The 22,368-nt window shown below is 35.8% G+C and carries 24 protein-coding genes and 1 riboswitch; all 24 genes read right to left on the bottom strand.

Features of this window, described 5'->3' with window-relative positions:
- Positions 1–34: 34 nt before the first annotated feature.
- Complete coding sequence (locus FCI53_RS06150; protein WP_138416892.1) at positions 35–1,255, bottom strand: hypothetical protein; 1,221 nt, start codon at positions 1,253–1,255, stop codon at positions 35–37.
- A complete protein-coding gene (locus tag FCI53_RS06145) occupies positions 1,245–1,787 on the bottom strand; it encodes an RNA polymerase sigma factor SigX (RefSeq protein ID WP_138416890.1) in 543 nt (180 codons plus the stop codon). The genes FCI53_RS06150 and FCI53_RS06145 overlap by 11 nt, the downstream gene beginning before the upstream one ends.
- A 95-nt stretch (positions 1,788–1,882) precedes the next feature.
- Positions 1,883–2,380 carry an ECF transporter S component gene (locus FCI53_RS06140; protein WP_138416888.1) on the bottom strand — a complete coding sequence of 166 codons (498 nt, stop codon included), beginning with the start codon at positions 2,378–2,380 and terminating at the stop codon, positions 1,883–1,885.
- Between the two features lie 7 nt (positions 2,381–2,387).
- A complete protein-coding gene (locus FCI53_RS06135; protein WP_138416886.1) occupies positions 2,388–2,804 on the bottom strand; it encodes a DUF4430 domain-containing protein in 417 nt (138 codons plus the stop codon).
- A gap of 178 nt (positions 2,805–2,982) precedes the next feature.
- Positions 2,983–3,158, bottom strand: a riboswitch (cobalamin riboswitch).
- A 198-nt stretch (positions 3,159–3,356) separates the two neighbouring features.
- Positions 3,357–5,120 (bottom strand): ATP-binding protein, encoded by a 1,764-nt coding sequence (locus tag FCI53_RS06130; RefSeq protein ID WP_138416884.1) that lies wholly within the window; start codon positions 5,118–5,120, stop codon positions 3,357–3,359.
- On the bottom strand, positions 5,120–5,836 hold the full coding sequence (locus FCI53_RS06125) for a response regulator transcription factor (protein ID WP_138416882.1): 717 nt from the start codon (positions 5,834–5,836) through the stop codon (positions 5,120–5,122). Before FCI53_RS06125 ends, FCI53_RS06130 begins: the two co-directional genes overlap by 1 nt.
- Positions 5,837–6,008: 172 nt before the next feature.
- Entirely contained in the window at positions 6,009–7,199 is a 1,191-nt protein-coding gene (gene ccsB, locus FCI53_RS06120; protein WP_138416880.1) for a c-type cytochrome biogenesis protein CcsB, read from the bottom strand.
- Positions 7,200–7,233: 34 nt separating this feature from the next.
- On the bottom strand, positions 7,234–8,865 hold the full coding sequence (resB, locus tag FCI53_RS06115) for a cytochrome c biogenesis protein ResB (protein WP_138416878.1): 1,632 nt from the start codon (positions 8,863–8,865) through the stop codon (positions 7,234–7,236).
- 24 nt (positions 8,866–8,889) lie between these two features.
- On the bottom strand, positions 8,890–9,471 hold the full coding sequence (gene resA, locus FCI53_RS06110) for a thiol-disulfide oxidoreductase ResA (protein WP_138416876.1): 582 nt from the start codon (positions 9,469–9,471) through the stop codon (positions 8,890–8,892).
- Between the two features lie 53 nt (positions 9,472–9,524).
- Complete coding sequence (locus FCI53_RS06105) at positions 9,525–10,253, bottom strand: pseudouridine synthase (protein WP_138416874.1); 729 nt, start codon at positions 10,251–10,253, stop codon at positions 9,525–9,527.
- 100 nt (positions 10,254–10,353) lie between these two features.
- Complete coding sequence (locus FCI53_RS06100; protein ID WP_138416872.1) at positions 10,354–10,884, bottom strand: spore maturation protein; 531 nt, start codon at positions 10,882–10,884, stop codon at positions 10,354–10,356.
- A complete protein-coding gene (locus FCI53_RS06095; protein ID WP_138416870.1) occupies positions 10,881–11,471 on the bottom strand; it encodes a nucleoside recognition domain-containing protein in 591 nt (196 codons plus the stop codon). Before FCI53_RS06095 ends, FCI53_RS06100 begins: the two co-directional genes overlap by 4 nt.
- A 1-nt stretch (position 11,472) precedes the next feature.
- Positions 11,473–12,576: a D-alanyl-D-alanine carboxypeptidase family protein gene (locus FCI53_RS06090; RefSeq protein WP_342774174.1), complete on the bottom strand. Its 1,104-nt coding sequence runs from the start codon at positions 12,574–12,576 to the stop codon at positions 11,473–11,475.
- Between the two features lie 114 nt (positions 12,577–12,690).
- A complete protein-coding gene (locus FCI53_RS06085; RefSeq protein WP_138416868.1) occupies positions 12,691–13,572 on the bottom strand; it encodes a superoxide dismutase in 882 nt (293 codons plus the stop codon).
- Between the two features lie 74 nt (positions 13,573–13,646).
- The gene (gene scpB / locus FCI53_RS06080; protein WP_425457158.1) at positions 13,647–14,243 is read right to left on the bottom strand and encodes an SMC-Scp complex subunit ScpB; all 597 of its coding nucleotides are present in this window, start codon (positions 14,241–14,243) and stop codon (positions 13,647–13,649) included.
- A 5-nt stretch (positions 14,244–14,248) separates the two neighbouring features.
- Entirely contained in the window at positions 14,249–14,989 is a 741-nt protein-coding gene (locus tag FCI53_RS06075; RefSeq protein WP_138416864.1) for a segregation/condensation protein A, read from the bottom strand.
- A 461-nt stretch (positions 14,990–15,450) separates the two neighbouring features.
- Positions 15,451–15,822 carry a GNAT family N-acetyltransferase gene (locus FCI53_RS06070; protein ID WP_138416862.1) on the bottom strand — a complete coding sequence of 124 codons (372 nt, stop codon included), beginning with the start codon at positions 15,820–15,822 and terminating at the stop codon, positions 15,451–15,453.
- Positions 15,823–16,254: 432 nt separating this feature from the next.
- Entirely contained in the window at positions 16,255–16,689 is a 435-nt protein-coding gene (locus FCI53_RS06065; RefSeq protein WP_138416860.1) for a peptidylprolyl isomerase, read from the bottom strand.
- Positions 16,690–16,701: 12 nt separating this feature from the next.
- Positions 16,702–18,000, bottom strand: a complete 1,299-nt coding sequence (gene lysA / locus FCI53_RS06060; RefSeq protein WP_138416858.1) for a diaminopimelate decarboxylase — start codon at positions 17,998–18,000, stop codon at positions 16,702–16,704.
- Between the two features lie 167 nt (positions 18,001–18,167).
- The gene (locus FCI53_RS06055; RefSeq protein WP_138417225.1) at positions 18,168–19,577 is read right to left on the bottom strand and encodes a spore germination protein; all 1,410 of its coding nucleotides are present in this window, start codon (positions 19,575–19,577) and stop codon (positions 18,168–18,170) included.
- A gap of 62 nt (positions 19,578–19,639) precedes the next feature.
- Positions 19,640–20,203, bottom strand: a complete 564-nt coding sequence (spoVAEA, locus tag FCI53_RS06050) for a stage V sporulation protein SpoVABEA (protein WP_138416856.1) — start codon at positions 20,201–20,203, stop codon at positions 19,640–19,642.
- A gap of 38 nt (positions 20,204–20,241) precedes the next feature.
- The gene (locus FCI53_RS06045; protein WP_138416854.1) at positions 20,242–20,664 is read right to left on the bottom strand and encodes a stage V sporulation protein AB; all 423 of its coding nucleotides are present in this window, start codon (positions 20,662–20,664) and stop codon (positions 20,242–20,244) included.
- Positions 20,642–21,274: a stage V sporulation protein AA gene (locus FCI53_RS06040; protein WP_138416853.1), complete on the bottom strand. Its 633-nt coding sequence runs from the start codon at positions 21,272–21,274 to the stop codon at positions 20,642–20,644. The genes FCI53_RS06045 and FCI53_RS06040 overlap by 23 nt, the downstream gene beginning before the upstream one ends.
- Positions 21,275–21,609: 335 nt before the next feature.
- Entirely contained in the window at positions 21,610–22,365 is a 756-nt protein-coding gene (sigF, locus tag FCI53_RS06035; RefSeq protein WP_138416851.1) for an RNA polymerase sporulation sigma factor SigF, read from the bottom strand.
- Positions 22,366–22,368: the final 3 nt, after the last annotated feature.

Below are 22,368 nucleotides of genomic sequence, written 5' to 3'. Positions count from 1 at the left end.
ACAGCTTCTTTTTTATAACTCGAACTATTTTTTATTAATTTGTCTCCATCTCAATAGGGTTAACGGCGGTTGGAACTGGGATCTCCTCCCTTAAATTATATGGTCCAACACGATCAATACCGATATCAAATGTCACTGTTTGGTAGCCATAACTTTTTGCTGTCATTAAAATAGCTTCCACCATATCTAAAGTTTCTTGATTATTTTCCAACGATGCTTCCGCTGACAATCCTATTATAAGTTGCTTGTCATTCGATTCTACGGTTAAATAAATATCATTCGGGATTGATGCCTGAATATTACGTTCATGCTCATTATTCCTCATCTCTTGTATGGCCGATCTAATATTTCTTTCCGTATTTAAAGGAGTAAGATATTGACGTGAAGAATCCTCCTCATTCTGATAAATCTTATATAATTGTGTGTGTGTGTCGCTTAAATCAATATGGTCAATCTCGCCTAACATCCCTAATTCACGTCTTTCTCCAGCATACTGAACAACGGCTTCTTTTACTCCATAAGGGCGAAACATGGTTGAGAGCATTCCTTCAAAGGCACCTTGAATGGCGCCGCCTCCACCACCGAAGTTATAACTTTCAGCAACCTCGAGCATTACTTTCTCTTGCTCTAACGATACGTTAAATGTCACGCCTTCAAACGGATATGCTACTAAACCTAATTGCTCAACATCCAAATATTTATCCAAATGATTGTAATAAGATTCTAACTCAACTTGTTCGTCCGTTTGTAAGGTAATCGGAATGATATGGTTCACATTTTCATCTAATGCTGCTACATGGATCAACCTGTTGTATGGGTGTTCTGATTGAACAACATGGCTTTTTAATGAATCCAGCATAGTGGAATTGTTATCTTGTGCTCGAGTTTCCGCTTCATCCATTGAACTAATTTCAGCTTCATCCTTAGCTGAAGGTGGAATTTGAGCACTATCCTCTTGTGGCGCTTCAAATGTATTCATATCTATATCGGCTCTATCATTTGATTCAGTATGTTCATAATTAGAATTGGACATAAAACTTTGAATCATAACTGCCATAACTAGAACAACGACAATTGAAGCAAAAGAAGGTAATAACCATGCCCGTCTTTTCTTTCTAACAAATTCATGTTTATTTTTATTCAAATTAGAGGAAACTAGTTCAAACAATTGATCCTTATGTTGCTGATCTTCAACTTGGGGCATTTTCCGTAATATTTGTCCAATCTGATCCTCGTTATATTTGTTATGACTCAATGTTTGATTCCTCCTCTCGGTTGCTTTCATTCAACTTTTGTTTTAACACTTTCATGGCTCGATGTTGTGTTGTTTTTACTTTACTAACACTCCACCCTAATGCATCCGCTGTTTCCTGGATAGAAAAAGATTGAATGTACCTAAGAATAATAACACTTTTTTGGTCAAAACTACATCTGTCCAAACAATCATATACGATTCTCATTTCATCATTTAAAACGGCAATTTCTTCTGGTATTGCATGGTCATCTTTGATTAAATCACCCTTTTCATTCCAATCAAAAAATTCCATAATTTTATTTCTTTTTCTTTTTTGTTTACGAAAATGATCTATTGCCACATGTCTTGCAATTGAAAAAATCCACGTTTTTTGGCTGCTTTCCCCTTTAAATGTTTGATAGGAATTGAGGACTTTAATATATACTTCCTGTATTAAATCCTCCGCCAAATATTGATCTTTTACCAAATAAATTAAAAACTGATATAAGTCATGATGGTAATTATCATATATCTCTTCGAAAGCGGCCCGCATTCCTTGCCCCCCGTTCTATATATTTGTCGTTTCTATGTACGATAAGGTTACATTATCTTTACTATATAAGAAAAATAACAAAATACCAACTAAATTTAGTTGGTATTTTGTCGATAACGATGGAATATTTTTGTTATGACAGGAAACAGGATCGCGATAAACACTCCATTCCCAATTGCATGGTAAGTGTCATAAGGTAAACCGGCCAAATAGTAGGGCCAAAATTTTCCAGCAATGCTGTAATTGGCCAGTGATACAATAAATCCATACATATATCCACTGCATATTCCGAATAAAATCAACAAATGAAGTGGATATGTAAAGGAAAATCGGCCAATCCAACCACTGATACACCCTATTAAAGTCCAACCTACTAGCTGCCAAACCACCCATATTCCCATTCCCAGAATTAAATTAGACAAATAAGTGGATAAAAAAGCTAACATGATTCCTGAAACAGGACCTAAATAAAAGCCACATATAATAATAATACTTGTAACTGGTTGAACATTGGGTACAAATTGGAAGAAAAGCCTACCGACAACAGCCAATGATGCCAATACAGCAATTAATGTTAATTTATATGTATTCATTTACTAATTAATCCGTAGACTGTAAATCAAAGTGAATATGATCGCCATCCGTTAACTCTAATTCAGTCGCGCCAACTGAAGCCATCTCTCCATTCACATCATACATCCAGTATATTCCTTCTTGTTCATCAATAGAGTGACCTTCAATTGAGGTAATAAAACCATCTGTCTCTTCAACTTCAAAATGTTGCTTAAGAACATCCATTAAAATCGCACCATCATCTATTGTAATGTCTTTTTGCTCAATAACTGTTTCTCCGTTAGCTTCAGAAATGGTAAATTGAACTTCTTCTTCTGTTTCATCTGCCTGTTCTTGTTGTTGATCCATCTCATCCGAATTTGGATTTACTTCATTTTGAGAACACCCTACTAAAATCCCCATCATTATCACTAACGACAGTAACATGAAATATACTTTTTTCATTTTCCTAACCTCCTACTTGTTATGTCTTCGAGTATTGTGCATTTGGAGGTTTTATTTAATTTTTCGATTAAATAAAATAAACTCATTCTTAAAGAATGAGCTTAAGACAGAGCAGATTTATTAGATAGGATTGCCCCTATTAAAAACTGCCTATCTCAAACACTCAATCCCCGAAGCTTTGAAATTTCAGATCTTGGCAGGTCTACTGACTTGTGTATCATCCTACTCCTAAGCCCTTCCCGTATTATATACAGTGGTACACTTAGTTTTGTCACACTAACAGTTGCGAGGACAGTTCTGGATTTTCACCAGATTCCCTTTTAAGTATTTCACACCAAAAATCTACAATTTGTTTAATTATTAGAGTATGTTAAAAAACACCAAATAAACATGTATGCAGCGAAGTTCTTCGTTGGCTTGGTTATGCGGTCTTTACTACATAACCTTGAACTTCTCGATCACCCTTAACTTTCTGTTATTTGACAATTAAATCATAAAAATGAACAAAATAAAAGGATTTGTTTCATAAGAAACAAGATCATTCCCCATATTCTATTCATCTTCGCCATTTTTTGGCAGTTTAAAGGTAAATGTAGTACCTTCACCATGCTTACTTTGAACAGAAATGGACCCATGATGGGCCTCTACTATATTTTTTGCAATCTCAAGCCCCAAGCCTGTTCCTTTTTTCTTTTGTCGTTTTCTTGATTTATCTGCTTTATAGAACCTTTCAAACACAAATGGCAAATCTTCTTGCGGAATACCTGTACCAGTATCCATAATAGAAAATTGAATGATATCTTGTTCCGCCTCTACTTTAATCGTTACATTACCATTTTCATTTGTATGGTTAATTGCATTATCAATTAAATTCGTTAAAACCTGTTCAATCCGATCAGGATCAAAGGTAACCATTTTTAAATTTTGATCTACATCTAATTTTAATTCAATATTTTTTTCCTTGGCTAGACCTTTAAACTTACGAACAATCCGTTCTAAATATAAACCAAGTTGCACATGGTCTTGATTCAATTGGATATGACCAGATTTCATACGTGCTAAATCTAATAATTCGTTAACTAACCGCCCCATTCGCAACGATTCTTCGTAGATGATGGAAGCCAATTCATTTTTTTCTTCTTTGCTTGCTGCAATATCATCAACAATTGCTTCACTATATCCTTGCAACATGGAGATTGGTGTCCGTAATTCATGCGATACATTTGCAATAAAATCCTCACGTAGTTGATCTAGGCGACGTTCTTCTGTCATATCCCTTATGACAGCAACTGCACCACGTACATGTGTTTTATCGTAAAGTGGACTCATAATAATAACCCATGTCCTACCTTGTATAAATACTTCTTTTGACGTTTCTTGTTCTAACTCTATTACCTCTTCAAGCATTGTTTCAAGGACATTTGGAATGGAATCATCTGTTTTTCTTGGATGATTGTGTTCATAATACCAATTTTCCAAGAAATTCTTAGCTGGTGGATTCGAAACAATAACTTCAGCTTGTCGATTTAAAGTAATCACACCATCAACCATCGAACTTAAAATACTATATAATTGTTCCTTTTCTTGACTTAATGCATTAATATGATATTTTAATTGACGTCCCATACGGTTAAAAGCCATGGCAAGTTCGCCAATTTCGTCATGAGTTAACATTGGTACCTTTGTATTAAATTCGCCCCTAGCCAGTTCAAATGCAGCTTCTCTCATTTTAATTAATGGCGACGTAATTCTAGTAGATAAAAAGAAAGCAAATACCGTTGTTAGTACAATGGCAATCCCTGCTGCTAATAAAATAATTCGAGTAGTCTGACTTGTTGTCTCTTCCACTACATCTAACGATTGATAGACAAACACCGCACCACCATCTACCACAGGGGTACCAACAATCATGACATTATCAGAACCATTAGGAATATTTTTTTGTTTCTTTACTTCTTTATTACTTTCCAACACACTAAGTAAATCATTTTGTTGTAAGAGCCAATCAATCGTTACATCTGGTAGATCATTATTATCACTATCTGAAATCCAATAGTCTTGATCGTCAAATAAAATCACGACTTTACTGGACGGATCCTTGACTCGTTTTGCTGTATCAAACATAAGCTCATCGTTTTCGTATTGTTCTACCATTACGGAGACTTTTGTAGCTGTTTGCATTAAGTCTTTTTCAGCTTCCGAAACATGAAAATTTTCAAAAAAACCTAGTAATAAAAAGGTTAAAATAGTAAGGACAAAAGATACCAAAAGTAAAATGGTAAACCATAACTTTCCGACAACACTACGTAAAAACATTAGTCATTCGCTACTTCAAATTTGTAGCCTACACCCCAAACTGTTACAATCATTTTTGCTGCATCCTCTGAAACCTTACTTAATTTCTCTCTTAATCGTTTCACATGTGTATCAACTGTTCTTAAGTCTCCAAAAAACTCATAGTTCCAAACTTCTTTTAACAATTGCTCACGATCAAATACTTTGTTTGGTGCCTTTGCTAAAAAGTGTAAAAGCTCATACTCTTTTGGTGTAAGACCAACATCTTTTCCGTCAGCTGACACTTTATGGGCATCATTATCAATATACAAATGAGGGAATTCAATAACATCTTTAGAAGAATTATCGGTATTAGCCATTTTATTTGTTGTCGATCTTCTCAAAAGTGCTTTCACGCGTAATACCACTTCTCTAGGGCTAAACGGTTTGACAATATAGTCATCCGTCCCTACTTCAAATCCCTCAACACGATTTGACTCTTCTCCTTTTGCAGTTAACATGATCACTGGTGTTTCTTTTGATTCTCTTAATTGTTTACAGACCTCAACACCATCGATACCGGGTAACATAAGATCTAATAGTATTAATTCATAATAATTCTCAAGTGCTAGTTCCAAACCTTTTTCTCCATCTTCGGCCTCGTGCACCTCATAACCTTCTCTTTCTAAGTACATACGAATCAGACGTCTAATTCTATCTTCATCATCGACTACTAAAATCTTTGCATTATTATCCATCTTACGTGCCTCCCAACTCATATCAAATAAAATGAAACTTTAAATTAGAGGAGGATCTTCCCCCACTTTGTATTAGTCTAAACCAATCGTGTGTGAGCGTCCGCTTACTCCCAATTAAATATCTTATGTTTTAAATTGGGAGCTTTACGGTCGGTTGCACCGGAATAAACAGTTATGCGTATGAATGAAGTCCCGCAAGAACTAAATTCACCGCAATAAGGTTAAACATAATGATCGCAAATCCTACAACAGCTAACCATGCACTTTTTTCTCCATGCCAACCTTGAGATAGCCTTAAATGTAGAAATGCTGCATAGAAGAACCATGTAATTAAAGCCCAAACCTCTTTAGGGTCCCAACCCCAATATCGATTCCAAGCTTCTTGAGCCCAGATCATTGCAAAGATTAGGCCACCAAGTGTAAAGATTGGAAAACCAATTGCCACAGCTCGGTAGGAAATTTCGTCCACTAAATCACTATTTACTTTTCTTAAGTAAGGTTGAATCGCTGCAGCAATTCGCTTTCTTAAGATTAACCTTGTAATCAAGTAGAATACCAATCCTACTGCAAATGACCACAATAACGTATTGAATTTACGTGGGGCTTCTGCGCCGTTCATCCAACCTGGTGTATCGAACCAAGGCTCCATACGATCTGTTGTAACGAGCGTGCCATCCGCAGGGCCTGTTATTGCTGGAAGGTGATATTCTAAAGTAGAAACACCACTTTCATTTGTCACTTCAAATGTTGCATTATAATCTGTTGCACTGAATATAGATGATATAACCACAAATCCCAATGTTGCATAAAGCGAGTAAATAATAATTTCTAACCAAGTTGTTCGCTTACTTCGATAAGATTGATCAACTTCCTTTATTAAATAAATCAATCCAGCAGCAAAACTAACAGCTAATACTGCTTCTCCTAATGATACGGTTGTTACATGTATGTATAACCAGTGACTTTTAAGTGAAGGAACCAATGGAGATAGTTCCGTTGGAAACATACTTGCGTAAGCAATGATTAAAAGTGCTACAGGTAATACAAACAAACCAAGTATATTCAAACGATAAATAAAATACATGACAATGAAAGCAAGTACTAACATCATGCCAAAAAATGTTGTGAATTCAAATAAATTGCTGACTGGAGCATGTCCACTTGCAATCCAACGTAATATAAAATAAACAACCGATGCTAAAAATCCAAGAATGGTTAATCCTATAGCTACCCTACTAACCCATGTTTGTGAAGAAGTAGAATTTTTAGATCGAATCGTCCCACCAAAGAAAAAAGTAGCTGCTAAATATAAAACAAATGCAAGGTATAGAAAATTGCTACTTATTGAAACTAACCCATCCATGTTGTCACTCCCCCTGTATAGTATCGAAACAGCTCTATTTTTGTTCCTGTTGATCTACAACTCTAATTAATGAAGTATCTTCCATCAGTGTATCTATTTCGCGTTTTAAGCCATACCAATTTTTGTTCGTATGTGCCGCAACCCAGAGTTCATTACCCTTAGGGTGTATCCATATCCGACGATGTTGCCAATATAACCCCTGCACAACACCAATCATAAATATTAACCCACCGATCATTAGAATCGGAAGTGTATAATCTCTTTTTACAGCTAGTCCTGTCACATATTGCACATCGAAACCATTAAGCGCTATTTTATAGTCATTTTCACCTGTTGCATCAATATTTCGACCAATCCCTGCAAAACTATACTCAGGTTCGGAGGCATCTGGTGGATAAACAGCAAATACAAACGCTGGATTATTAGGATAATCCGTTTTCGACTTTGGTTCCCCATCATCCAAATAATAGTCAGGCATATATCGTACCAATTCTACTTCAAAGCCATTATCCAATTCATAATGATTAACAGGATTTGATAGATCTACAGTGAAATTAGCTAGTTCTTGTTCGTCTTTGTCATCTGTTTCGTGAATATAAAATGACATCGTGCTAAATTCACTTTGATAGCTAGATTGATATAAACTAAAACCATCTATTTTTAGTGGGTGATTTACACGTATGCTACCTTCTTTCACTTTTTCTAAGTCTGGCTCAGCTCCTACAAGTTCTGCTTCATGATTACGATAGATGACAGCATCTGTTTGATAGTTACTTGCAACAGGAGCAGACTGATTTTGTAACGCTTCCGCAAACTTCCTGTCCTCTTCTTCGTCATAAGTTTCAAAAATAAAATCGTTGTTTTCAATGTAATATTCTCGCTCTGTACCTTTGATAGGTAACGTTTCTCCTTCACGAACCCAAACAAATTCATCTATGTACATAAAAGGAACAAACCGTAACAAAGCGCCGATGAGAAAAATAATTAAACCTAAATGATTGACATAAGGACCCCATCTTGTGAAACGACCTTTTTCAGCTAATATGTGACCATCTTCTTCTGTCAATTTGTACCGTTTACTTTTTAAACGCTCAAGGAATTTTTCTTTGTCATTCAGTGATGGTTGATTCGTTTGACTAAATAAACGTTGACGTTTTAAAAATGTTTCGTGTCGTTTAGGTTTTTGCATTTTCAACGCCTTATATAATGGTACAACTCGATCGATACTAGCTACAACAATTGAGATACCAATTAATGCTATTAAGATCATATACCACCATGAACTATACAAGTTGTGAAGTCCTAATTGATAATAGATCTGACCAGCAATTCCATATTGTTCACGATAATGATCGAGCGGTTGGACATCTTGCGGAATATACATCTCTTGCGGAAAAATAGTACCTAATGCTGACGCTAATAACGTCAGTACAATTAACCATACGCCAACTTTAACCGAAGAGAAGAAATTCCAAATCTTATCTACAAACGACTTATTGTACGTTTGTGACCTACGTGCACTTCCATCATATCGCATATTTAATAGTTTTGTTTTTTCATTACCATCAATATGTTGGTTTTTCTCAATCGGTTTTCCGCAAGATTGACAGAGCACTGTTCCTTCTGCATTGGAATGACCACATGCTTCACATACAATTCTTTTCATCCCTATCCCCCGTAACTATATGGTCTACCCGTTTTCAGGTACGATTTGTTGGAAATATTCTTCCAACCTTTCTAATGTTAGTGGACCTTCCACAATTTCAACGACTTCTCCTTCGGGATTAATAAACAATGAAGTCGGGTAGGAAAGAACACCGTATTGGTTAAAAACTTCCTCTTTTTTATCATGTAATACAGGAAAAGTTAAATCATGCTTGTCAATAAAATCATGGATGACTTTTTCTGTATCATCACTACTAACCGCTAAAATCTCGACCCCTTTTTCTTTATATTCAGGATATAATGACTGCATATAAGGCATTTCAGCCTCACATGGTGGACACCAAGTAGCCCAGAAGTTCAGCATAATGCCCTTCCCTTTAAACTGTTCAAAAGTTACGGCTTGTCCACCATTTTCACCATTCACTTGCTTTAACTGGAAATTTGGTGCTTGATCTCCCACTTCCACTTGTTTACTATCACCGGAAAGACTAGAAATGACAGCAAATAGTAATGCTCCAAACATGATAGCTAAGAGTATTGAACGGAATAGCAACCTTTTCCTTTTCTTTTTTTGTTTTTTATTGTTTGCTTCTTCAATTTTTCCCATTATTGACACACCCCCAACTATTGTACCAAAAATTTCACATTTATTTTTGACAATTATTCAACAATTTTGGATGCATCCGCCCATAATTGTTTTACTTCTTTTGGTGTCAACTCGCGGTACTCGCCAGGATTAAGACCTTTTAACGTTAAAAATCCGAATTGTTCACGTTTTAATTTATCAACTGGATAATTGATTGCCTCGAACATCCTTCGTACTTGTCGATTCTTTCCTTGATGTAAAACAAGTTTAACAATAGCCGTATTTTTACGTTTATCTGTTGACATTATCTTTGAGTAAGTTGCTTTTAACCTTTCTCCATCAACATTGATCCCCTTCTTGAAGGTTGCGAGTTCTTCCCTTGTTGGGATTCCTTTTATTTTTGCAACATAAACTTTATCGACTTCATGTTTTGGATGCATCAATAAATTGGCAAACTCTCCGTCATTCGTCAACAAGATAATCCCAGAAGTATCATAATCCAATCGTCCTACAGGGAAAATTCTTTCCTCCACCCCCTCGAAGTAATCAGTCACTACTTTTCTTTTTTTATCATCTTTTACACTTGAAATTACACCTCTAGGTTTATATAACATATAATAAACAGGTTGTTCTTTTTCAAGAGGGACGCCCTCTACTTCCACATCGTCATCGTTGGAAACTTTCGTACCTAATTCTGTTACTACTTTTCCATTTACTTTAACTTTTCCAGCTTCTATCAATTTCTCAGCCTTTCTTCTTGATGTAACTCCACTTTGTGCAATAACTTTTTGTAAACGTTCCATGCTGCTACCACTTTCCTTTCTTATTATTCATACTCTGTTCACGTTAACAGTTTTCCTCTTTTTAATAAAACATAATAAAAGCGTTAACCTTTCGTTAACGCTACCCAAAAACAATCGTAACAATCACGATTGAAGCTATTATACCAATAAAATCTGCAATCAGTCCAACTTTTAAAGCATCTCCCATTCTTCTAATACCTACTGCGCCAAAATAAACCGTTAAAATATATAGTGTTGTATCCGTACTCCCTTGCATAGTGGAAGCTAATCGTCCGATAAAAGAATCAGGACCAAAAGTACTGATTAACTCTGTCGTCATCCCTAGTGCAGCTGTCCCCGAGATCGGTCGTATAATGGCTAATGGAACAATATCAGAAGGAATACCAAGTACCGATAATACAGGTGATATCAAATCAATAAATGCTTCCAATGCACCTGATCCTCTTAATATTGCGATGGATACCATCATCCCTAATAAAAATGGAAGCAGTGAGACAGCCATTTTGACCCCCTCTTTTCCTCCTTCCACAAAGATTTCATATGTTGGCAACTTTTTCCATGTTGCTACAAGCAGTACAAGTAAAATAATGCATGGAATGATCCACGTACTTATCGTTGTAAGGATACTCATTTCTTTTGTTTACGCACCCTTCTATAATAAAATAGTCGATCCACTAGAATAGCAGCTAAAGATGTAAAACCTGTTGCAAGAATGGTTGTCCCTACTATTTCAGTCGGTGCGATGGAATCGTATTGCATACGAATAGCGATAACGGTTGTTGGAATAAGGGTTAAACTTGATGTATTTATAACGAGAAAAGTAATCATCGATCTACTTGCTTTATCACTACCACTAAGTTGTTTCATTTGCTCCATCGCTTTTATCCCCATTGGTGTCGCTGCATTACCTAATCCAAATAGATTGGCAGTGAAATTGGAGAGTATATACCCCATTGCTGGATGGTCCTTCGGGATTTCAGGAAAAAGGCGTGTGACAATTGGCCTGAAAAGATTAGACAACATACTTAACAATCCTGCTTTTTCAGCTACACGCATAAGTCCGAGCCAAAATACAAGCACACTTATTAAACCTATTGATAACGTGACCGCTTCATCCGCTCCTTCAAACAATGCCTCATTCACTTCATCCATCGTTCCATTGATCATGGCATAAACGATTCCAATGATAGCCATCCCTGCCCAAATTAAGTTAACCATGTTACAAAACCCCTAATAAACGATTAAACCAATGTGTAATTTGATTTATAAAACTAACTTCTTCGTTGTTTGTATCCGAATAAATAGGAGCTTCTGCAATTGCACGATCATTTAATTTATAAAACTTTTTACCGATCATTTCGTCAGGTTCCCGTATTTCTGGATATTCAAAATAGGTACTCGATTCAACTTGTGCTTGTTCCTCTTTTGTTAATGGATATTTTATATCTTCTTGAATATATCCAGTTTGTATTGATGGGTCATCACCGGTAATCTGAAAGGTTTGTTTCCCTTTTTCTTGTATTGTTTTTAAATCATAGTTATCAAAAGCCCACTCAAATAAACTTATATGATCATTCCAGTCATCTGGGGCATTCAAGGTTACAGCTATAAGCTCCATTCCATCTTTCTCAGCAGTTGAAACTAATGTTCTACCTGCGGCACGAGTAAACCCTGTTTTTCCTCCTGTACAGTACTCATAATAGCGAGTTAACAACTTATTTTTATTTAACCATGTTACATTTTTCGTTTTCTGTTGATAGGACTTAGTGCTAGCAATCTCTTTAAACACTTCATTTTCCATGGCGTATCGCATTAACATTCCCATGTCATATGCTGTCGAATAATGTGTTTCTGAATCAAGGCCATGAGGGTTATCAAAATGAGAATTTGTCATTCCGATCCATGCTGCAGTTTGGTTCATCAAATGGGCGAAACCTTCTACACTACCTCCAACATGCTCAGCGATTGCAACGGCAGCGTCATTCCCTGAACGAAGCATGAGACCATAAACCAAATCTTCTAGTTTTATTTTTTCACCTTGTTTAAGGTAAAGCGATGATCCTTCCGTATAGACAGCTCGTTCACTCACAGTAACCTCTTCGTCTAACTTACCGGATTCTATTGCAAGGATGGCTGTCATAATTTTTGTTATACTAGCAATTAAATGCTGTTCATCTGCATTTTTCTCATACAATACCCTACCAGAAGATTGTTCAATTAATACTGCATTTTCAGCTGATACCCCTGGTTTGGCAAATGTTTGTACTGGTAATGTAACAAATAGCATGCAAGCGCAGCTAATAATGATCAATATATGTTTCAAGTCTATTTCCTCCCAACCTTCTGTCTGTCTATACATTTTTATGCAGGGAGGACATGCTTATGAATCAAACACACAAAAAATCTCCTATTCTATAGAATAGGAGATTTTTAATCTTTAATAGTAGGTCCATCTCAAATGTTTCGAATCTTCTAATCGGCTTTGAACATTTTTCCAGTTAACCACATTCCACCAATTGTCTACATATTCTGCTTTATTATTTTTATACTGCAAATAATAAGCATGCTCCCACACATCTAATACAAGTAATGGAATCGTATCCCACAAGCTAAACATTTGATGCTTTTCAACGGTTTGAATCGCTAGTCTTCCAGATCGTGGTTGCCATACAAGGATGGCCCATCCAACACCTTCCACAGATTTAGCAGCTTTACTGAATAATGATTTAAATTTATTGAAAGAACCAAAATCTTGATCTATCTGCTTTAACAATGAACCACTAGGTTTTCCACCACCCTGTGGCGACATATTATTCCAAAAGATAGTGTGTAAATAATGACCAGAACCGTTAAAAGCCTGTTCTCTCATCCAATGTTTAACAAGGTCATCTGAAAGGTTACTTGCATATATTTTTTGTTCTGCCTTATTTAATCCATCTACATAAGATTGGTGATGTTTTTGGTGGTGCAAGCGCATTATATCGCTTGAAATATAAGGCTCTAATGCATCATAAGCGTAAGGTAACGGAGGAAGTGAATGTTTACCTGGCGCAATCTGGTTTTTTTCGTTTCTTGGTTTATTTAGGAGGTCTGTAAGCAAATCAATTAGTTGTTTGCTTTGAGCTTGAACATCTTTCAAGGATTGATCAGAAATGTCCTCATCCTTCATGTCTAACAAATTCTGTACGAATCCTTTCCATTCTTCCAACTGATTATACCATTCGATCAGCTGTTCTTTTCCAGTTTTCAAATTATTCACTTTTTCTTCCACTTCTTCAGCCCATGTTAGTAAAGAAGCTAAGTAATCTTTTTTATTCATCGTATCACCTCAAAAATATCCTATGTATGACATTCGTTGAGGTGAATGATATAGATAAATTTCTAAATAAATAGCTAACGTTCATTGTTCGCGTCTAATTGCTCTTGAAATCTCTCAAAAAAGAGGTCTGCTTCTTGTTCTACATCAGATTCCGTTACTTCAGTCGGTAGTGGTGGTAACTCTTCGATCGAAGTTAACCCAAAGTATGTCAAAAATTCCTTAGTCGTGCCAAACATAATCGGACGACCTACTCCTTCTTTCCTACCAACTTCTTCTATTAGTGAACGTGCGACTAATGTCTGTATTGGACGCTCGCTCTTAACTCCGCGAATATCTTCCACTTCCGTTCTTGTGATCGGTTGTTGATAAGCGACAATGGCTAGTGTCTCTAATGCTGCTTGTGAAAGTCGAGATGATTGTGGAGTATCCATTAGCCTTTGATAATACGATGCATGCTCAGGTTTTGTTGTAAGATGCAAGTAATCTTTTGACTGTAGCAATGTAATGCCACGATTTTTTTTTTGATAATCACTTATTAGTGAATCTATAATTTCATCCACGTAAGTTATATCTAACTCCATAATCTTTGCCAATTGCTTTTTCGTCAATCCTTCATCACCTGCAGCGAACAATAATCCCTCAGCAATTGCGTTAGCTTCCTTCTTCTCTATTCCCATCATTTTCCCTCCATGTCATAGATGATTAATTCATCAAAATGTTGTTTTTGGACACAATGGATTTGTCTAGCTTTCATTAATTCTAATACAGCTACAAAAGTAGCCACAATATGTGAACGAGAAGGATATGGAAATAATTGTTCAAAAGGGACACCTTCATTGTGTTGCTTTAATTGTTGTAATATCTCTTTCATTCGTTGTTTAATAGGAATTTCAGATCGTTGGACCCTTGTTTCAAGTGGTTGATTCCACTTTTTCCGCTCAAACACCTTTGTCATCGCCGCGATCATATCATAAATGGATACATCCCCTTGTTGTTGGGTGGGTTGTTTTGTTGCGAACTCTTCAAAAGCCTTAGGTGGTCTAGTATAAATTTTATTAGCATCTAATTCCTTTTCTTTTAATTGACTAGCAGCATCTTTATACTTACGATACTCAATCAAGCGCTGCATCAATTCTTCACGTGGATCTTCTTCATAGGTCTCCTCTTCCACATCAAGTTCTTGATTTGGAAGTAACAACTGACTTTTAATGGCTAAAAGTGTTGCTGCCATAACTAAATATTCACTAGCAATATTTAGTTCTAGTTGTTGCATGGTGTGGATGTAAACCATGTACTGCTCCGTTATTTCAGCAACTGGTATATCATAAATATCAATTTCATATTGATTTATTAAATGCAACAATAAATCTAATGGACCTTCAAACGTGTCTAACTTGACTTGATATGGTTGATACATAGATTACTTCCTTCCAATTGCCGTTAACATATAATCATTGTCTAAATCATTCTGTCCATACTTAATTATAACTTACAGAAATAACGACTGTAAGATAACATACAGTCAAATATCGGAGGAATTACGAGTATTATTTCAGCGGCGAATTTTATGAACATGCGTTGTTAATGAATTTGTGCATTGTTGGCGGTCGTTCATTCATTACATTTGATGAATAGAGATATCGTGTAACAACTTTATAAAGTGAAACCTCAATCAGTGGGGAGTTTTTTCTCTTCCCTCACTGATTGTTAGTTGAACCAATCGAGCTGTTAGCGTCCATTTACTCCCACTTAAACATTTCCGCTTTCACATCATGTTTTTGAAGTAGGAGTCTTACGGACGGTTGCACACGGGATAAAAAAACGAATAAAGACTTATACTATCTTAAAGCAAGAAAAAGCCAACATAAAGTTGGCCCCTTATGAATTCTTATCTAGTTGATCACGTTCAGATTCACATTTTTCTAGAAAAAATTTCGTTCGATCATTGGCTTCTACATATTCATCGCTATACATTTCCTTTATAGCTTGAACCATTTGTTTACCAATACCTAGATTTCGATGAGAAGGATTAACAGTAATATGTTGAATCATGACAACACCTTCAACCTCGGTTTGAACACCTATCGCCCCTAAAATATCTTCCTGTTTCCATAAGAATAGTTTCCAATTCGGATTCGTTTCATATTCTTTGATGGTTTGTTGTAATTTTTTTACTTCCTTCTCTTCAGGCATAAATGATAATAGCCCCATCGCAATTTTTTCCAGATTTTTTTTATAACGAATTAGCATATGAACCCCTCATTTAAAGTACCAAGAATTGGTGGTTATATTTATTTAGGACTTTATACTTGTTGTTTGTTATTCAAATACAATAAAAAACCAATATATGAAGCCCCAGATCATTCCAATCACAAGTAATAATGAAAATAAGATCCAATTCTTCTTGTTTTGATTCAATTGTCTCTTCCTTTACAACTTTAAATTATTCATCTTAATAACGTGCTGTTCATCTATCTCCAATGTAACCTTATTCAATCCATATGATACTACTTTTTACTAAAAAAGTCATGATTTATCTAAAATAATTTTAATAGAATAGATTTTTCCAATCAAATGGTCACAAGATTGTTAATAATAAAGTGAAACTTCCAGTTACACGGGGATAAATTATCCATTAACAAAACGAAATAATAAAAGTGAGTCCTATAGACTCACTTTTATTTAAACCTCTTCTACACGTACTTTTTTCATTTCGTCCCCTTGTTGGATACGCAATACCGTGTCCATTCCTTCTGTCACTTGTCCAAATACAGTATGCACACCGTCTAAATGTGGTTGTGGTTCATGTACTAGAAAGAATTGGCTACCTCCTGTATCTTTTCCTGCATGTGCCATAGATAAAGAACCTGCTACGTGTTTATGTGGGTTACCTTCTGTTTCACATTTAATCGTATATCCTGGGCCACCTGCACCAGTTCCTGTTGGATCTCCACCTTGTGCGACAAAACCTGGGATAACGCGATGGAATGTTACACCGTCGTAGAAACCATCATTTGCTAACTTTTCAAAGTTAGCAACCGTATTTGGTGCTGCTTCATCATACATTTCAATTACAATTTTTTCACCGTTTTCAAATTCAATTGTGGCTTGTTTCATTATTTTTCCTCCTTATTCATAAGACAAATCAAAACGAGTTAAGTCTTGATAAGATTCTCTTTCAATAACTAATTGATCTTTTCCATTTTCGACAAACACAACGGCCGCTTTTGGAAATCGATTGTAGTGACTAGACATCGAGTATCCATATGCGCCAGTACTAAATACTGCTAATAAGTCACCATGCTCAACTTGAGGAACTTCAATATCCCAAATTAACATATCACCAGATTCGCATGATTTTCCCGCGACCGAAACTGTTTCTGTTAACGATTGATTCGCCTTATTTGCAACGACAGCATCATATTTTGCTTGATACAATGCTGGACGGATATTATCCATCATTCCACCATCAACAGATATATAGTTTCGAACACTAGGAATTTCTTTCTTAGAACCAATTTGATAAAGCGTTACCGCAGTATTTCCAACAATCGACCGGCCTGGTTCAATCCAAATTTCAGGAAATGGTAATTCTCGTTCGGAAGCCTGTTTTCGCACTTCATCAACAAGTACTTGAACATAATTCTCTAATGGCAGAGGCTTGTCATCTTCTGTATACCGAATTCCAAACCCACCACCAAGATTTAATACTTCTGGGATAAAACCATAATTTTTATGCCAGTGATGCATGGTTTCAAATAATCGTTCAATCGCCATCACAAAGCCATCTGTTTCAAAAATTTGGGAGCCTATATGGCAATGTAAACCTTTCACATGGATCGATTCTATTTCATTTAATCTCTTAAACGCCTGTTCTGCTTGTCCATTTGCAATATCAAATCCAAATTTAGAATCTTCATTTCCTGTTAGGATATAGTCATGTGTATGTGCTTCGATCCCTGGTGTTACACGTAATAAGACATCCATGGTTGATTGATGTTTAGACAGAATATCCTGTAAAAGATCCATTTCAAAGAAATTATCAACAACAATACATCCCACTTGATTTTCAACAGCCATTTCTAGCTCTTGATAACTCTTATTATTCCCATGCATATGGATTTTGTCAACAGGAAACCCCGCTTGTAAAGCCGTATGCAATTCCCCTTGCGATACCACATCTAAGCTAAGCTTTTCTTGTTTGGCTACTTGAACCATTGCTATGGAGGAAAATGCTTTACTCGCATAGGCTACCTGGGCCTTTACTCCTAATTTTGCAAAAGAATCAACAAACGCTCTTGCATTCTTTCGGATCGCTGTAACATCATAAACAAAAAGAGGTGTACCATATTTTTCTGCTAAATACGTGGTGTCGACACCATCAACTGTTAGATGTCCTTGATCATTTATCATAAAGGGATGATTCATTTCTACACCTCCAACATAGTACCAATTATGACAAAACAGGACAATCCCTTATCACCATCTTACACCCAAAAGCCCATTAGATGATGGAGACAAGGGATTGTAGTCCCATGTTGATCTACTATTATAGTTAAAATAAATTTACCACAACTTAATAGAAGCAATCAAGCTTAAGGTTGTCGATAATTGTTGTTAGGATGAACAATGCTTGGACGATCCTTTGTAAGTGGTACAGAAATTCTAAACAGAATTTGCATCATAGCCTTTCCATTAAATGGTAAAAACGGCCATAAATATGGCGTATTTAGCGATCTAATACTTGCTAGCAATAGAGTGTATACAGTAATACCAATCGTAAATCCTGCTACACCAAAGATAGACGTAACAATTAATAAAGCTACCCTAGTCATTTTATTTGCAATACTTAACTCATAACTTGGAGTTGCAAAGGAACCAATTGCTGCGATTGAAATATATAAAATGACTTCTGGACTAAATAAACCAACGTCAATTGCGATTTGCCCTATTAGAACGGCAGCAATTAAGCCCATCGCAGTTGATAAAGGGGTTGGGGTATGAATCGCGGCCATCCTCAAAAATTCAATCCCTATATCAGCTAAAATAATTTGTATTACAACTGGGATATTCCCAGTTTCATTAGGACCAATAAATTGCAGGTTTTCCGGGAGTAGACTAGGATCCATCACCATTAATAACCAAAGTGGCAATAAAAAGATGGATGCAAAAATCCCAAAGAAACGGATCCAACGTATAAACGTACCAACCGCTGGAGACTGTCGGTACTCCTCCGCATGTTGCACATGGTGAAAAAATGTTGTTGGAGTAATAATCATACTAGGTGATGTATCAACCATGATTAAAACATGCCCCTCAAGCAAATGGGATGCAGATACATCCGGTCTTTCCGTATAACGAACTAACGGGAAAGGATTGAATCCTTGTTTAACTAGAAACTCTTCAATTGTTTTATCTGCCATTGATATACCATCAATCTCAATATTTTCTAGTTCTTTTTTAATGACATTAATTAACCCTTCATCTGCAACATCTTGCAAGTAAGAAATACATATATCCGTTTTAGAACGTTCACCAACTTTAAAGATTTCATGGCGTAAACGTTCATCTCGAATTCTCCGACGTGTTAGAGCAGTATTTTGAATGATATTTTCTGTATAACCATCTCTAGCCCCACGGACAACTTTTTCTGTATCAGGTTCTTGAGGTGAACGACCTGGATAACTCCTCACATCGATGACAAAGGCTTCATCTTCACCATCAAGAAAAATAACAATAAGACCTGACAGCATTTCATCGACAGCTTCATCCATAGTTTTGACACGTTTTACTTGCTGGTGCACTAGCCTATTTTCAATAATTTCAGGAATTTTTACAGTGTTACTCTCATAATCATTGATTTCTACCAACTTTTTCATGAGTTCAACAATGATTGGAGTTTCCACCATTCCTGTAAGATAATAAGTATGTGTCACTTTTTTTAAAATCGTTAACTTTCGAAATCCTAGGTCAAAACTTGTACCAACACCAACATTGTTTTTCATATATTTTTCTACATCTTGTATTTTTGGTGAGATGGGTTGTTTTTCCTTTGTTTTTTCTTTGTTCACTTTATTCCACCTCTTTCCATAATGATTTCTAACGCTTTTCTTGTAATTGGTGCACCTTTTTTTATGTCATCTTTGCCACGCATTTTCCCAATATCACCTATAGCAATTACAATGGGAAGATCTAACTGATCTAACGAATAAACCGTATCACCATTTATACGTCCAATCTCTGGCAATGGTATCCCTTGCTTATCAACACCGTTTGGAATTAATTCTCCATTCTGGTCAATCGCAAACGTAAATCGTGACCATTCCATATTTTTTGTATGAGCCGCAACTGCAATAGCACCAATTATTTCGATAGATGGATCTTTGTCTAATGACACTAATATTCTTTCACCAGCACCAGCCCCTTGGATACCCGCATCATCAATTAACACATAAACGGGTTCTTGTTTGGCACGGTAAACCGCTTGTTTCACTTCGTCTGGTGAAGCTGTTGTTGGATTATCAGATAAGTATGAAAGACAAGTCCCACCTAGCTTTTTTGCTAGAAAATCGAGTGTCCGCCTCGCATATTCATCCCCATCCGTTATCACGATAACTTTTTTTCGATCCATAAAACCTATCCTTTCATTATCATGCACATCATTGAACTTTAATATTTAACAAAAATGATCCATTGAAATAAAGATCCAATGATTTTCCCTAACACCAACGCCATTAATAGCCATATCAATTGCTCTTCAAGTCCAATCCTTTTTGCAAGTAATGGAAAAACATTTAATACCTCCGTTAAAGCGGCAGCAAGCATACCAATAAATACGCCATGAAATGCTCCCCATATCATTACCAATCCGATTGAACCACTTGCAGGTACATCAGTAAATGACAGATAAGTACCATATAATGCACCTAGAATAACAGCTATTTCATATGCTCTAATAAATGGTTCTGTCTTACTTAAGTGGATCAATCTTGGAATAATTCCTAGAACAGTTAAGAATGCTACAAAGCCTGTACCAACAACAAGACCCGAAGCAAAACCAATAAATATTTCAATTAGGGTTATGGCTACCATTTTCACTTATATTCAAGCTATTTTCATAATAAGAAACATAATTGTCTAGGTCTTGTTGGTATTTATATAATTCAATCTCTAATGGACTTGGTTCTTCATTAAAACGTTTTTTAAACAAATGATTAAAAAATAAAATCATCCCAACCCCTAAGCCGATCGAATAAGGTATTTGAAACGATAAAGGATGTTCACTGTTATTTCCTGTCAAAAGATAATGCAATTGTTGCTGTACTTCTTGCATACTCACATCATAATGAAAATTCATAATCGCCATGGAAGAACCGATGAATAATAATAGCCATATCACGGAAACCATTATGATCGATGGCTTTTTTTTGTTTTCCTTTTTCACCCTTATGATCGTTTGAGTTGGCCCTATATGTTGTATCTCCAAATCCGGATACAACTGAATTAGTTGATTAATTACTATCAAACCATCAATAACAGAAACATTGTGGTCTGCCTCTGACATCTTATACAGTACGATGTCATTCAATTTACTAATGATGGCTGACTCTCCAGAAATATAAGCTATATCTTCTAATTTAATGGTTGCATGGTTTCTTACTTGGATATTTTTTTTCAAACGTAAATAAATAGTTTTCCCCATAAAATTTCCTCCTTCAGATCGGAAATTCCGTTACCTTAGTATGCATCATCGAAGCAATGCTCATTCACCATAGTTAAAATCTCATGATTCATATACATTTCGAAATCCCAATAAATCAATAATTAAAACAGATAATATATCATGCGATATAGCTAAAACTAATTGAGCCTTTAAAAAAGGGATGCTGAGATAGCATTCACTGCTTTCTCAGCATCCCTTTTTTAAAATGGTCTTTCGTAACGAAAAAGAGTCTGTTCTTGCGACTACTACTGGATCACAGAAATCAACTATGTACAGTATAGTGTCACAAAAAACAAACTCTTAAAACAAATCTTTTATAGCCCTAATTGTTCTTTTATTATTTCTAATATTCGTTTCTCAAGCCTTGAAACCTGCACTTGAGAAATGCCCAAACGTTCCGCGACCTCTGATTGTGTCTTATCTTTATAATACCTCAAATAGACAATCAACCGTTCGCGTTCTTCTAAATCACGGATTGCTTCTTGCAAAGCTATTTTGTCAAACCATTTTGTATCTTGGTCAGCAATTTGATCCAATAATGTAATAGGATCACCATCATTCTCATATACTGTTTCATGGATAGAATGTGGTAATTTTGATGCTTCTTGCGCATGTACAACTTCTTCTGGGGATAGCTCTAACTCAGTGGCTAATTCATTTACAGTTGGAGCTCTTCCCATTTTTTTCGTTAATTCATCTTTCTTTTTTCGGATTTTATTCCCTACTTCTTTTAATGAGCGGCTAACTTTAACACTCCCATCATCTCTAATAAAACGCTGAATCTCACCAATTATCATTGGTACGGCATACGTTGAAAATCGAACATCATAGGAAAGATCAAATTTATCAATAGATTTTAATAAGCCAATACACCCGATCTGAAACAAATCATCAGGATCATATCCACGATTGATAAAACGCTGGACAACTGACCATACTAAACGAACATTTCGTTCGACTAATACATCTCTTGCAGATTGGTCACCTTCTTGACTCTTTTTAATAAATTCTTTGACCTCTGCATCTGTCAGTTGTGCATCTTTTTGTGATTTTTTTAGTTCTATTTCCATAGG

Source organism: Aquibacillus sediminis (assembly GCF_005870085.1).
GTDB lineage: Bacteria > Bacillota > Bacilli > Bacillales > Amphibacillaceae > Aquibacillus_E > Aquibacillus_E sediminis.
The sequence above is the reverse complement of the archived record's forward strand: the minus strand, read 5'-3'. Positions and strand labels throughout refer to the sequence as shown.